Source organism: Citrobacter sp. Igbk 17, from assembly GCF_028069775.1.
Classification (GTDB): Bacteria; Pseudomonadota; Gammaproteobacteria; order Enterobacterales; family Enterobacteriaceae; genus Citrobacter.
The window spans coordinates 24,848-38,370 of sequence record NZ_JANEWI010000040.1; the positions used below are offsets into that span (position 1 = coordinate 24,848).

The window sequence follows — 13,523 nt, forward strand, 5'->3', positions numbered from 1 at the left end:
TTGCTGAAAGAGCGCTTGCTGCGACTGGCAGATTCGCGTAAAACTGTCAGCCGCTCTTTCAGCCACGAAAATAGACAATTATGCTTCAGGACAACCCGCTGCTAGCGCAGCTTAAACAGCAACTACATTCCCAGACGCCACGAGCTGAAGGGGTGGTAAAAGCCACGGAAAAAGGCTTTGGCTTCCTGGAAGTCGATGCACAAAAAAGCTATTTCATTCCACCGCCGCAGATGAAAAAAGTGATGCATGGCGACCGCATTGTGGCGGTTATCCATACGGAAAAAGATCGCGAATCTGCCGAGCCGGAAGAACTGATCGAACCGTTCCTGACGCGCTTCGTGGGCAAAGTTCAGGGTAAGAATGACCGCCTGTCCATTGTGCCGGATCATCCGCTGCTGAAAGATGCGATTCCCTGCCGCGCCGCGCGTGGCGTTGAACATGAATTTAAAGAAGGTGACTGGGCTGTAGCAGAAATGCGCCGCCACCCGTTAAAAGGCGACCGCACCTTCTACGCCGAGTTAACCCAATTTATTACCTTCGCTGACGATCACTTCGTTCCGTGGTGGGTCACACTGGCTCGCCATAATCTGGAAAAAGAAGCACCCGATGGTGTCGCCACTGAGATGCTGGATGAGGGCCTGGTGCGTGAGGACTTAACCGCACTGAACTTCGTCACCATCGACAGCGCCAGTACGCAGGACATGGATGACGCGCTTTACGCCGAAGAACAAACGGATGGCAAATTACAGCTAACCGTCGCGATTGCCGATCCTACCGCCTGGATTGCTGAAGGCAGTAAGCTGGATAACATTGCAAAAATTCGTGCATTTACCAACTACCTGCCGGGGTTCAACATCCCAATGTTGCCGCGCGAGCTTTCTGACGATCTGTGTTCTCTGCGCGCTAATGAAATTCGCCCGGTTCTGGCCTGCCGCATGAGCATCACTGCTGACGGTACGATCGAAGACAATATCACCTTCTTCGCGGCGACAATCGAATCTAAAGCGAAGCTGGCTTATGACAACGTTTCTGACTGGCTTGAAGGCACGGGTGACTGGCAGCCGGAGAATGACGCAATTGCACAGCAGATCCGCCTGCTGCATCGTATCTGTCTAAGTCGTGGCGAATGGCGCCATAATCATGCTCTGGTATTCAAAGACCGCCCGGATTACCGTTTCGTTCTCGGTGAAAAAGGTGAAGTACTGGATATCGTGGCGGAACCGCGCCGCATCGCGAACCGCATTGTGGAAGAGTCCATGATTGCGGCGAACATTTGTGCCGCCCGCGTACTGCGTGACAAGCTGGGCTTCGGTATTTATAACGTGCATATGGGATTCGATCCGGCTAATGCAGAAGCACTGGCTGCCCTCCTGAAAACCCATGGTATGCACGTTGATGCTGAAGAGGTCCTGACGCTGGAAGGCTTCTGTAAACTGCGTCGTGAACTGGATGCTCAGCCATCCGGTTTCCTCGACAGCCGCATTCGTCGATTCCAGTCTTACGCTGAGATCAGCACCGAGCCGGGTCCGCATTTTGGTCTGGGCCTGGAAGCTTATGCCACCTGGACCTCGCCTATCCGTAAGTATGGCGACATGATTAACCATCGCCTGCTTAAGGCCGTTATCAAAGGTGAGACAATTTCCCGACCGCAGGATGATACGACTTTGCAGATGGCTGAACGTCGCCGCCTGAACCGCATGGCTGAACGTGATGTGGGGGACTGGTTGTATGCACGTTTTCTGAATGACAAAGCCGGTACCGACACCCGCTTTGCGGCCGAGATTATTGATGTCAGCCGTGGTGGTATGCGTGTACGTTTAATTGATAACGGCGCGGTAGCCTTTATTCCGGCCCCCTTCCTGCACGCGGTTCGTGATGAACTGGTGTGTAGCCAGGAAAGTGGAACGGTCCAGATCAAAGGTGAAGTGGTTTACAAAGTTACCGATGTCATTGACGTCACCATCACCGAAGTGCGGATGGAAACCCGCAGCGTCATCGCGCGCCCTGCCGTATAATACGCATTAACTCAACGACCTTTCTCTTTTGTGAAAGGTCGTTTTCTTTTTCCCCGCCCAATTGCCTGCCACGCACTACACTTCTTTCATCCGGTCATATTTATTTTTTACTATTTTCCGTTCGCCAGCTTTGCTTTTTCCTGAATCTGGATTACACATAAATATATAAATAAAACAATACGTTCAGCCATCATCACCCTTTGAATTATGGCTACCCTTACTTTTGAGGCTCTATGCGCTTTAAACGGGATAGTACACATCATGAAAGACGTTCGGGAGCTGGCTACGTTGTATAGCTATGTGGGCACCCATAACCCTTACTGGCGTTTGTCAGAGGATTGCAACATCCTGCATTTCTCTATTGACGAAGCGGCAGAAACGAACCAGAACATCGAATTATCACCTGAGCAAGCCGACCGCATTCGGGAGATGACGGTCATCACGTCAAGCCTGTTAATGACACTGTCGATTGAAGACGACGATATCCCTGTTCACCTGGTTGGGCGGAAAATCAATAAACGCGAATGGGCCGGAAGTGCATCCGCCTGGGATGATACCCCCTCGGTCGCCCGTGATTTGGCACAAGGCCTTTCTTTTGCCGAACAGGTGGTCTCTGAAGCCAACTCCGTTATTGTCATCCTTGACCGCATGGGCAACATTCAGCGTTTCAATCGCCTGTGTGAGGAATATACCGGACTCAAAGAACGCGAAGTGATTGGTCAAAGTGTCTTCACGCTGTTTATGAGTCGACGCGAAGCTGCGGCCTCCAGACGCAACATCGATGTTTTCTTTCGCGAAGGCAACTCATATGAAGTCGAACGTTGGGTGAAGACTTGTAAAGGTCAGCGACTGTTTCTGTTTCGCAATAAATTTGTGCACAACGGTAGCGGTAAAAACGAAATATTTCTGATCTGCTCAGGTACCGATATCACCGAAGAACGGCGTGCTCAGGAGCGCCTGAGAGTTCTGGCAAATACCGACTCCATTACCGGATTACCTAATCGGAATGCGATTCATGAGCTGATTACTGAAGCCATTGAGAATGCAGGAGATACTCAGGTTGGTATTGTGTACCTCGATCTGGACAATTTCAAAAAAGTAAACGATGCCTACGGACATATGTTCGGCGATCAACTGTTGCAAAGCGTATCACTGGCGATTCTCAGCTGTCTTGATGATAACCAGTTACTGGCCCGCTTTGGTGGCGATGAGTTTATTGTCCTCGCGACTGAAACATCTCAAGTGGCGCTGGAAGCCACGGCATCACGTATTTTGACCCGTTTGCGCCAGCCCTTCCGAATTGGCCTGATTGAGGTTTATACCGGTTGTTCGATTGGAATATCCCTTGCACCTCAGCATGGACACGACTGCGAGAGCGTTATTCGCAATGCCGATACCGCCATGTATACCGCCAAGGAAGGCGGACGTGGACAATTCTGCGTTTTCTCTCCGGAAATGAACCAGCGAGTATTTGAGTATCTTTGGCTGGATACCAACTTACGTAAGGCGCTGGAAAACGATCAATTGTTGATTCATTACCAGCCGAAAATAACCTGGCGTGGTGAAGTACGTAGTCTGGAGGCGCTGGTGCGCTGGCAGTCCCCTGAACGCGGCCTCATTCCTCCGCTGGAGTTTATCTCCTACGCTGAAGAATCAGGCTTGATTGTGCCGCTGGGGCGCTGGGTTATTCTCGACGTTGTTCGTCAGGTCGCAAAGTGGCGCGATAAAGGGATTAATCTGCGAGTGGCCGTGAACGTTTCTGCTCGCCAGCTTGCCGATCAGACGCTGTTTACCGACCTGAAACAGGTGCTTCACGACCTCAATTTTGAATATTGCCCTATCGATGTCGAATTGACCGAGAGCAGTTTAATTGAAAACGAACAACTGGCACTGTCCGTTATTCAGCAATTTAGCCAGCTTGGGGCACAGATCCATTTAGATGATTTCGGGACGGGTTATTCATCGTTGTCTCAACTTGCCCGCTTCCCACTTGATGCCATTAAGCTGGACCAGGCGTTCGTCAGGGATATTCATAAGCAACCCATTTCACAGTCGCTGGTGCGCGCCATTGTCGCGGTGGCGCAGGCGCTTAACCTGCAGGTGATAGCTGAAGGCGTTGAAAGTACGAAAGAGGATGCCTTTTTAACCAAAAATGGCGTCAATGAACGTCAGGGTTTTTTGTTCGCCAAGCCAATGCCAGCCGCTGCGTTTGAACGTTGGTATAAACGTCATCTGAATAAAAAAATGCGGTAACGCAACAAGAAAAGTGGAAGGGATAAACGTGAAAAATAGCCAAAAGTGGACACTGTGTGATGATCATATCTGTATGTAATCACAGAATATATAATATTCTCCAATCATTCATGTTAATACTATTTTTCCCTTCTCTTTTGGCATGAATTTCTGCATCATGAAATTCAAACCTTTTTGACATTAGGATGATGCCCATGTCTGATATCGACGCACAACGTCTGGCCGAGCGCATTGATACCGTGCTGGATATTCTCGTTGCAGGCGATTACCACTCAGCTATCCATAACCTCGAAATTCTCAAGGCTGAACTGTTAGATACGGTCAAAGAAGATGCTGCGTCTGTGTCAAACAAACCGAAGGCCCCGTGGGAGATCTGATGACCTCACTCACGTTATGTCGCTGTAGCCATCAGATTTCAGATAACGCAGCTACCGTTTAATTTCCGATACGATATCGCTATAAAAATTAATACTATGAATTCCCGACAACAATCTATTTTGCAGATGGTGATTGATAAAGGTCAGATGAGCGTGGCCGACCTGGCTAAAATCACTGGTGTATCCGAAGTGACGATTCGACAGGATCTGAACACACTGGAAAAACAGAGTTACTTGCGCCGTGCGCACGGTTTTGCGGTGTCACTGAACAGTGATGATGTCGAAACGCGCATGATGACCAATTTCACCCTTAAACGTGAACTGGCTGAATTTGCGGCGTCGCTGGTCAATCCAGGTGAATCCGTCTTTATTGAAAATGGCAGCAGCAATGCGCTGCTGGCCAGAACGCTGGCGGAACAAAAAGATGTCACCATCATCACGGTCAGTAGCTACATCGCGCACCTGCTCAAAGAAACACCGTGTGAAGTCATTCTCCTCGGTGGGATCTATCAGAAAAAAAGCGAGAGCATGGTCGGACCGTTGACTCGCCAATTTATTCAGCAGGTACATTTCAGTAAAGCCTTTATCGGTATTGATGGCTGGCAGGCCGACACCGGCTTCACCGGGCGTGATATGATGCGCTCTGATGTGGTTAATGCGGTTCTGGAAAAAGGCGCAGAGGTGATTGTACTCACCGATAGCTCTAAATTTGAGGCCATTCATCCCTACACACTGGGCCCGTTGGACAGATTCAGTCGCGTAGTTACAGACTCCAGACTCAGTGCCAGTGTGCAAATGCAACTTGAACACTCGGGTTTAACCGTCAATATCATTGATGCCCACGCATAATACTTCAGCAGATGATTTGTCTGCGGGCAGATCATCTTCTCTCTGAGACTTATCCGACGGTCCAATTAAGACTTTTTACCTGTCGTTAACAGGATAAAGTCGTAGAATTAATGTTAGCGATATAACAGGAGCGAACAATCACCTCAAGATTTGATTGTAATGCCCTGCGCTAAACGGTTTCGCGGAAATATCTTTAGTCGTCCTATTTTGGCGCTATCATTAAAGTGAACTGGATTCCGTGATTCAATAATTCAGGAGAAAGTATTATGTTAGTAACGAGCAAAAAAATGACCGCTGCCATTCTGGCGATTACACTAGCAATGTCTTTGAGTGCCTGCTCTAACTGGTCCAAACGTGACCGTAACACTGCAATCGGTGCAGGTGCAGGTGCGATAGGCGGTGCAGTCCTGACTGACGGCAGCACGCTGGGTACGCTGGGTGGTGCTGCAGTGGGTGGTATTATCGGCCACCAGGTGGGTAAATAATTTACGGTTGAACGGCTCGATATAATAATACGTTTACTTTTTCAGGTTTGTATTATTAGAAAAGCCACGGAGTGTATCCGTGGCTTTTTTTATTAGCCGCCTGCCAGCTTAACTTTCATTCCTTTGGCTTCCAGCAGCGATTTTATCAGGTCGCGTTTATCACCCTGAATTTCAATTACGCCGTCCTTCACTGCACCACCACAGCCACATTTTTTCTTCAGTTCTGCGGCTAATTTGACCAGTGCAGCGTCATCTTGATCAATACCGGTAATCAGGCAAACGCCCTTACCTTTACGACCGCTGGTCTGACGCTGAATGCGAACAATGCCATCGCCCTTCGGACGATCTGCTACCACTCTGGGCTCATCAATTCGCCCGGACTCAGTTGAATAAACCAGTCGAGAGTTTGAGTCGCTCATTTATGCACCTCGATTCAGAGAGGCGTTGATCATCTTCAGCGTTTGCGCCGGATCTTCCGACTGCGTGACTGGACGACCAATCACCATGTAATCCACACCAGCGGCCAGCGCCTGCTGTGGCGTCATAATACGGCGCTGGTCACCCGCCTCACTGCCTTCCGGACGAATGCCAGGCGTCACCAGCTTAAATGCCTGACCAAACGCCTGCTTGAACCTCACCGCTTCATGCGCTGAGCATACTACCCCGTCCAACCCACAATTTTGCGTCAAACGCGCCAACTTTTCAGCATACTCCGCAGGTGACAACGTCACTCCAAGATCGACAAGGTCGCCGGCTTCCATACTGGTCAGGACCGTCACCGCAATTAACAGTGGCGCATCTTTACCAAAAGGCAGCAATGCTTCACGGGCAGCGGTCATCATTCGAGCCCCACCGGAAGCATGAACGTTTACCATCCAGACACCAAGGTCAGCTGCCGCCGCGACGGCATGCGCCGTGGTGTTGGGAATATCATGAAACTTCAAATCCAGAAAGACGTCGAAGCCGCGCTGTTGCAGATCCCGTACCAACTGAGGTCCAAAAAGTGTGAACATCTCTTTGCCCACTTTCAAACGGCAATCGCGAGGATCAATTCTGTCGACAAAAGCTAATGCCTTATCACGATTTGAATAATCCAACGCGACAACGACGGGAGAATCAGTAGCAGCACGGGAAGAAGATGAAGCAGTAAACGTCATGACCAGACCTTCTTGATGATGGGCGCACGAACGGCGCAAAATGGGTAAACGGCGTGCATTCTACCTGTGGTAATAGGAAATTAACAGGCGCGTTTACATTTCTGCGAAGCGATGTGGCGCAGGGGCTTAAGTGTTGGATGAAGAAAAACAAAGTAGTATGTTGTAACTAAAATGAGTTTTTTTTAAAAATTAGAGCCCATCCAGACCACGAATTGGCTTGATGGTTGACCAGGAGCGGCACGATGGGCAATGCCAGTACAGCGAATAAGCAGTAAACCCGCACTTTTGGCAACGATAGCGTGGCTTGCTACGCACTTGCTCGCCAACCATATCGCGCAAAACCATCAGACTCTCTTTTGCGCGCCCTTCTTCCGCTTCATTAAGATGGTAATCCATCAGTTTATGGAACACGCGCATCGTCGGGTGGCGTTGCAACTGACGGGTGATATAAACCTGCGCAGTATCAGTCCCCTCACGCGCCTCAAGAATATCAGCCAGCATCAACTCCGCGGCAGCACCGGTGTTTTCTTCGACCGCACGGCGTAAAAACTCCGCCCACTCATCGTTTTTACCCAGTTGTTGATAGCAGCTCTGCAGCATTTCCAGCGTTTCACTGACCAACTCTTTATCCTGGGAGATCACGCGTTGCAGGCATTCAACGGCCTTCGCGTAATCTCCCTTCAGCATATAAACGCGCCCCATCATAATCGAGACACGAGCACTGTTTTTGTCTGCAGCGGCTCCCTTTTTCAGCAATGCCATGGCGCGATCCACATCGTCGCTGCCCATTTGCTGCAAGGCCAGTTCACAGTAAAAATGCGCAATTTCAATGCGCTGATTATCTTTGCCGAGTTTCACCAGACGTTCTGCAACATCAATAGCTTTTTGCCATTCACTGGTTGCCTGATAGATTTGCAACAGTTGTTGCAATGCCCCCACACGGAAATCCGTTTCATCAGTCAACTGATTGAACATGTCTTCCGCACGGTCATACAATCCGGCAGCCATGTAGTCACGTCCCAACTGCTGTACAGCCAACAAACGCTGCTCATATGTCAGCGAAGCACTTTCCATGAGGGTTTGGTGGATACGGATAGCACGGTCAACTTCACCGCGTGAGCGGAACAGGTTTCCGAGGGTGAGATGAGCCTCAACGGTGCCGGTATCCTCTTTCAACATATCGAGGAACAGATCCACCGCTTTATCTTGTTGGTTGCTCAAGAGGAAGTTAACCCCGGCGACATAGTCGCGCGAAAGACGGTTAGCTTCATCCTGCTTTGTTTGTTGCGCACTTCTGCGACCCATATACCACCCATAGGCAGCGGCTACAGGTAAAAGCAGAAACAACAACTCCAACATAAATAATTATTCCTTCACAACCGACGAGTCGGCAGTTACCGCAACGTCGGTCGCAGGCGCAAGCTGGTTTTCCAGGCGTTTAATTTTACGTTCGGCACGCGCGAGAGACACACGAACCTTCAGCCAGAAGAGTCCGCAAATTAACCAACCAATCGCAAAACCTGCAGCAAACAATACAGCAAGCAGCGTGGAGATACGATACTCACCCTGAGCTAGCAGGTAATTAAACGTAACCTGTTGATCGTTTTGCGCACCCAATGTCACCGAAATAACAAAAATCGCCAACACCAGTAAGAAAATGAGTAAATATTTCACATTACTTCCCGTTATGTGGTTTGAGCGAATAAATCGTGTACAACTTACCGCGTTAAGCCCTTTAAATTACCATTTTCACGACGAGTGCGAAACGGAAAAGCGCCTTACGCTGTATGATTTGAGGGCTAAATTTGAAAAATCAATCACGGTCTGCGTTATTGCTCACGCTGCGCTATTTCTTTCGTCTCCTGGACGGGAGGTGTTAGAGGTCCACATACTCGCTGTGCAAGCCATGTTGCCAGCGTAACCAGCAGCCACGAAATTAGCGTCGCCACAACCAGATCCCGCGGCCAGTGCATGCCAAGAAGCAAACGACTCCCCATTACACCGGTTGCCCAGACGAGTAAGAACACAATCGTCAGCGTGCGCCTGCGTGGCCATAACAACCCGACACCCAGTAACGCCCAACTGGCAGCAAACATCGTATGCCCTGAAGGAAAAGCAAAACCAGTCTCTTTTTGCCAGTGCTTTCGTAAAAAAGGTGGAATATCCTGCTGCCCGGATAACTGATCTTTTACTAAGTGCCCGCGGTCTTTACGTTTTAAAGTGTAGAACTCATCTACCGGAACATGGTGCGTTTTTTCCAGCCACAGAACAAATGGTCGGGGCTCCTGCACCCTCTCTTTAACCCAGGATTTCACACCCTGGCCAATTAAGATAGCCGCCGCCAGGATCGCAAATAGCATAACTGCGGCCTTCAGACGAAATCGCAGGCACCACAAAAACCACGCACAGAGAACAACATGGGTGATAATCCCCCAGGGTTGCGTCACCGTTTCAGTTACCCAGTATAAGGATTTTAACCACCAGACATTCTGCCCAGGCTGCCAGCTCCAGCAGGATGTCCATACAGAAACCGGCATAATCAGTAACAGCCCTGCGCCTACAGTGGTTCGCTTGGCAATAGACAGCATTGCGTCTCCTTTCGTCGATAAGTCCCACAATCATAACTGAAAAATCCACACACCGGGAAAATTGACAATTTTGTGCCATTCGAAAATGAATGCGTTGCTGCAATTAGGTGAACACCCTTGCCTTATGGCAAAATAGTGCAATACAGAAGCCAACAGGCGACGGCACGCACAGTGCCAGCATAATCTGGAGAATTACATGCAGCTTAAACGTGTGGCAGAAGCCAAACTGCCAACCCCCTGGGGTGATTTCCTGATGGTGGGATTTGAAGAACTGGCAACCGGACACGATCATGTCGCACTGGTTTTTGGCGATATTTCAGGCCAGACGCCTGTCCTGGCACGTGTTCATTCCGAATGTCTGACCGGCGATGCGCTGTTCAGTCTGCGTTGTGATTGTGGCTTCCAGCTGGAAGCGGCACTTACGCATATCGCTGAAGAAGGACGCGGTATTCTGCTCTACCATCGTCAGGAAGGACGTAACATCGGCCTGCTGAATAAGATCCGTGCCTATGCGTTGCAGGATCAGGGCTATGACACCGTCGAAGCCAACCATCAGTTAGGCTTTGCGGCAGACGAGCGAGACTTCACCTTGTGTGCCGATATGTTCAAATTATTGGGTGTGGATGAAGTCCGTCTGCTAACCAATAACCCGAAGAAAGTGGAAATTCTGACAGAAGCTGGGATCAATATTGTGGAGCGTGTGCCACTAATTGTTGGCCGTAACCCGAAGAATGAACACTATCTGGATACCAAAGCCGCTAAAATGGGACATCTGCTAAGCGAGTGACATTCTCGCTTGCTGACGATGCAAAAAGCCTGCGTAAGCAGGCTTTTTTATAATTTAATTCAACATATTACGAATAACATAGTGCAAAATGCCATCGTTTTGGTAATAGGTTAGCTCTGTCGCGGTATCAATACGGCAGCGACACGAAATCACCTCTTTACTACCATCCACACGGACCATATTCACCGGGATAGTCGCTCCCGGTTTAATATTTTGTAAGTCCGTAATATCAATGACCTCCTCCCCGGTTAACCCCAGGGTTTTACGTGTAACTCCCTGCGGAAATTCCAGAGGCAGGATCCCCATACCAATGAGATTAGAACGGTGAATACGCTCAAAGGACTCGGCGATCACGACGCGAATCCCCAACAAACGCGGGCCTTTCGCAGCCCAGTCCCGACTGGAACCCGACCCATACTCCTTACCGGCAACAATGGCCAGCGGGGTCTTCTCTTGCTGGTATTGCATGGCGGCGTCATAGATAGCCATCACTTCTGCACCTGGCAAATGACGCGTCATTCCCCCTTCCACACCCGGTACCATTTCGTTACGGATACGGATATTGGCAAACGTACCACGCATCATTACTTCGTGGTTTCCGCGGCGAGAACCGTAGGAGTTAAAATCTTTACGCTCAACACCGTGATTTTGCAAATAACGCCCGGCTGGGCTGTCTGGCTTGATGCTCCCCGCAGGAGAAATATGATCGGTGGTGACGGAGTCGCCCAGCATCGCCAGGATACGTGCACCATGGATATCCTGAACCGGGTCCGGCTTCGCCTGCATACCATCAAAAAACGGTGATAACCGGATATAGGTTGAATCCGACTTCCAGCCATAGGTATCTGCACGATCAACATTAATCGACTTCCATTCCGGCGTGCCTTCGAACACCTCGGCATACTCTTTATGGAACATCTCAGTAGAAACCTGTTCCACAGCACGGGCGATTTCCTGCGCACTCGGCCAGATATCTTTCAGATAGACAGGATCGCCTTTTCTGTCATGGCCAAGCGGATCTTTCGTCAGATCAATATTCATATTCCCGGCCAGCGCATAAGCCACCACCAGCGGTGGAGAAGCCAGCCAGTTTGTCTTCACCAGCGGATGGATACGCCCTTCAAAGTTACGGTTGCCGGAAAGCACCGCCCCTACCGTCAAATCACCTTTTTTAATCGCCGTTTCAATCGGGTCAGGTAACGGGCCAGAGTTGCCTATACAGGTAGTACAGCCATAACCAACAAGGTTAAAACCCAACTCATCAAGGTACGGGGTCAGTTTTGCCTGCGCCAGGTAATCAGAAACGACTTTTGACCCAGGAGCCAGCGACGCTTTCACCCACGGCTGGCGCTTCAGACCAAGCGTGACCGCTTTTTTCGCCAGCAATCCAGCCGCCATCAGAACGCTGGGATTGGACGTGTTGGTACATGACGTGATCGCTGCAATCACTACAGCACCATCCGGTAGCTGATATTGATGACCGCTCATTGCATAGTCGACCGGCTGACGATCTTTTTGCGAGCTATTCACTTCCAGTTCATTACTTGCAGCGAATGCTTTCGGTACATCACCCAATGCAACACGATCCTGCGGACGCTTCGGTCCGGCCAGGCTGGCTTCCACAGTGCCCATGTCCAGCTCCAGTGAACTGGTAAACACAGGCTCATCACCTGGGTTACGCCACATCCCCTGTGCTTTAGCATAAGCACCGACTAATTCAACCTGCTCTTCACTGCGCCCGCTCAGACGCATGTACTCAAGAGTTACCCCGTCAATTGGGAAAAAGCCGCAGGTTGCGCCGTATTCCGGCGACATGTTTGCAATGGTCGCCCGGTCAGCGAGCGGCAGGCTGTCCAGCCCATCGCCATAGAACTCAACAAACTTACCAACCACACCGTGTTTACGCAGCATCTGAGTGACGGTCAGTACCAGATCGGTCGCGGTGATCCCTTCACGAAGTTTACCAACGAGTTTGAAGCCCACGACATCCGGAATCAGCATTGAAACCGGTTGCCCCAGCATGGCGGCCTCAGCTTCAATCCCTCCTACACCCCAGCCCAGCACGCCGAGACCATTAATCATTGTGGTATGGGAATCGGTGCCGACCAGCGTGTCGGGGTATGCTACCCACTCGCCGTTTTGCAACTCACTCCACACCGCTTTGCCCAGGTATTCGAGGTTTACCTGGTGGCAAATTCCTGTTCCCGGTGGAACAACACTGAATCGGCTAAACGCCTGCTGCCCCCATTTCAGAAATACATAGCGCTCATGGTTGCGCTCCATTTCCAGGCGAACGTTTTCTTCAAAAGCATCATCGTCACCAAAACGATCGACCGTAACGGAGTGATCAATAACCAGATCAACAGGTGACAGCGGGTTCACTTTTGCGGTATCCCCGCCAAGACGTTTAACCGCTTCGCGCATGGCAGCCAGGTCAACCACCGCCGGAACGCCGGTGAAGTCCTGCATGAGAACGCGAGCGGGTCGGTAGGCAATTTCGCGATCGGCATGAGCCGTTTTCAGCCATTGCACCAGAGCATGAATATCTTCTTCGGTAACAGAGTCACCGTCCTGCCAACGAAGCAGGTTTTCCAGCAATACTTTTAGTGATTTAGGTAAACGGGTGATATCACCCAGTGATTTGGCAGCCAGGGGCAAACTGTAGTAGCGGTAGGTTTTATCTTTAACCTGCAATGTGTCCTTACTGGCTTCTCGTAGGGTAGACGACATAGCTCCTCCTTAAATGACAGGGTTGGATCCCCTGACTCTCCTCAGGGTTAGTATTAAAGATAACACAAACAAAATGTAACGTTTTGATAACAACTCAAATTGATAAAATAGGTGAACGACAAAAGATGACGAACTATGCAAGTGGCGGGGAATAAGATTGAAGTACGGTAAATGAGCAGACCCGATACATTGATGCAGCCGACAATACGCTGTTTAGATGGCGTACCAAGATTGAGATGTGATTATTCATACTGAATTAAATAAGCACGCTAATACTTATTA

12 protein-coding genes are annotated in these 13,523 nt (G+C 50.0%); 6 read left to right on the forward strand and 6 right to left on the reverse strand.

Annotated elements, in window-relative coordinates; all coding sequences use genetic code 11:
• The first annotated feature begins 80 nt into the window (after positions 1 to 80).
• From NNO08_RS19430 to osmB, 5 genes are all read left to right on the forward strand, one after another.
• Complete coding sequence (locus tag NNO08_RS19430) at positions 81 to 2,015, forward strand: exoribonuclease II (protein WP_271457368.1); 1,935 nt, start codon at positions 81 to 83, stop codon at positions 2,013 to 2,015.
• A 261-nt stretch (positions 2,016 to 2,276) separates the two neighbouring features.
• Complete coding sequence (pdeR, locus tag NNO08_RS19435; RefSeq protein WP_271450178.1) at positions 2,277 to 4,268, forward strand: cyclic di-GMP phosphodiesterase; 1,992 nt, start codon at positions 2,277 to 2,279, stop codon at positions 4,266 to 4,268.
• 194 nt (positions 4,269 to 4,462) lie between these two features.
• Positions 4,463 to 4,645 carry a YciZ family protein gene (locus NNO08_RS19440; protein ID WP_271442727.1) on the forward strand — a complete coding sequence of 61 codons (183 nt, stop codon included), beginning with the start codon at positions 4,463 to 4,465 and terminating at the stop codon, positions 4,643 to 4,645.
• A 96-nt stretch (positions 4,646 to 4,741) separates the two neighbouring features.
• On the forward strand, positions 4,742 to 5,494 hold the full coding sequence (gene yciT, locus NNO08_RS19445) for a DNA-binding transcriptional regulator YciT (protein WP_048211504.1): 753 nt from the start codon (positions 4,742 to 4,744) through the stop codon (positions 5,492 to 5,494).
• Positions 5,495 to 5,760: 266 nt separating this feature from the next.
• A complete protein-coding gene (gene osmB, locus NNO08_RS19450; RefSeq protein ID WP_003020583.1) occupies positions 5,761 to 5,979 on the forward strand; it encodes an osmotically-inducible lipoprotein OsmB in 219 nt (72 codons plus the stop codon).
• A 92-nt stretch (positions 5,980 to 6,071) separates the two neighbouring features.
• Here osmB and yciH read toward each other — a convergent pair whose 3' ends face one another.
• The 5 genes from yciH to pgpB form a co-directional block, all read right to left on the reverse strand.
• Positions 6,072 to 6,398: a stress response translation initiation inhibitor YciH gene (gene yciH, locus NNO08_RS19455; RefSeq protein ID WP_271457369.1), complete on the reverse strand. Its 327-nt coding sequence runs from the start codon at positions 6,396 to 6,398 to the stop codon at positions 6,072 to 6,074.
• A complete protein-coding gene (gene pyrF / locus NNO08_RS19460; protein WP_271442726.1) occupies positions 6,399 to 7,136 on the reverse strand; it encodes an orotidine-5'-phosphate decarboxylase in 738 nt (245 codons plus the stop codon).
• Between the two features lie 189 nt (positions 7,137 to 7,325).
• Complete coding sequence (lapB, locus tag NNO08_RS19465) at positions 7,326 to 8,495, reverse strand: lipopolysaccharide assembly protein LapB (protein WP_271442725.1); 1,170 nt, start codon at positions 8,493 to 8,495, stop codon at positions 7,326 to 7,328.
• 6 nt (positions 8,496 to 8,501) lie between these two features.
• On the reverse strand, positions 8,502 to 8,810 hold the full coding sequence (locus NNO08_RS19470; protein WP_005126452.1) for a LapA family protein: 309 nt from the start codon (positions 8,808 to 8,810) through the stop codon (positions 8,502 to 8,504).
• A 155-nt stretch (positions 8,811 to 8,965) separates the two neighbouring features.
• Entirely contained in the window at positions 8,966 to 9,724 is a 759-nt protein-coding gene (gene pgpB, locus NNO08_RS19475; protein ID WP_271457370.1) for a phosphatidylglycerophosphatase B, read from the reverse strand.
• Positions 9,725 to 9,920: 196 nt separating this feature from the next.
• On the opposite strand from pgpB, the gene ribA reads away from it, so the two are divergent.
• Positions 9,921 to 10,511 (forward strand): GTP cyclohydrolase II, encoded by a 591-nt coding sequence (gene ribA / locus NNO08_RS19480; protein WP_005126450.1) that lies wholly within the window; start codon positions 9,921 to 9,923, stop codon positions 10,509 to 10,511.
• Between the two features lie 54 nt (positions 10,512 to 10,565).
• Here the strand turns inward: ribA and acnA are convergent, their stop codons facing one another.
• Positions 10,566 to 13,241, reverse strand: coding sequence for an aconitate hydratase AcnA (acnA, locus tag NNO08_RS19485; protein ID WP_271457371.1), 2,676 nt, complete (start codon positions 13,239 to 13,241; stop codon positions 10,566 to 10,568).
• Between the last annotated feature and the right edge of the window lie 282 nt (positions 13,242 to 13,523).

Bases quoted from the DNA above. Each gene is read 5' to 3' on its own strand.
- NNO08_RS19430 (WP_271457368.1), top strand. From the start codon at position 81: ATGCTTCAGGACAACCCGCTGCTAGCGCAGCTTAAACAGCAACTACAT.
- pdeR (WP_271450178.1), top strand. From the start codon at position 2,277: ATGAAAGACGTTCGGGAGCTGGCTACGTTGTATAGCTATGTGGGCACC.
- NNO08_RS19440 (WP_271442727.1), top strand. From the start codon at position 4,463: ATGTCTGATATCGACGCACAACGTCTGGCCGAGCGCATTGATACCGTG.
- yciT (WP_048211504.1), top strand. From the start codon at position 4,742: ATGAATTCCCGACAACAATCTATTTTGCAGATGGTGATTGATAAAGGT.
- osmB (WP_003020583.1), top strand. From the start codon at position 5,761: ATGTTAGTAACGAGCAAAAAAATGACCGCTGCCATTCTGGCGATTACA.
- yciH (WP_271457369.1), bottom strand. From the start codon at position 6,398: ATGAGCGACTCAAACTCTCGACTGGTTTATTCAACTGAGTCCGGGCGA.
- pyrF (WP_271442726.1), bottom strand. From the start codon at position 7,136: ATGACGTTTACTGCTTCATCTTCTTCCCGTGCTGCTACTGATTCTCCC.
- lapB (WP_271442725.1), bottom strand. From the start codon at position 8,495: ATGTTGGAGTTGTTGTTTCTGCTTTTACCTGTAGCCGCTGCCTATGGG.
- pgpB (WP_271457370.1), bottom strand. From the start codon at position 9,724: ATGCTGTCTATTGCCAAGCGAACCACTGTAGGCGCAGGGCTGTTACTG.
- ribA (WP_005126450.1), top strand. From the start codon at position 9,921: ATGCAGCTTAAACGTGTGGCAGAAGCCAAACTGCCAACCCCCTGGGGT.
- acnA (WP_271457371.1), bottom strand. From the start codon at position 13,241: ATGTCGTCTACCCTACGAGAAGCCAGTAAGGACACATTGCAGGTTAAA.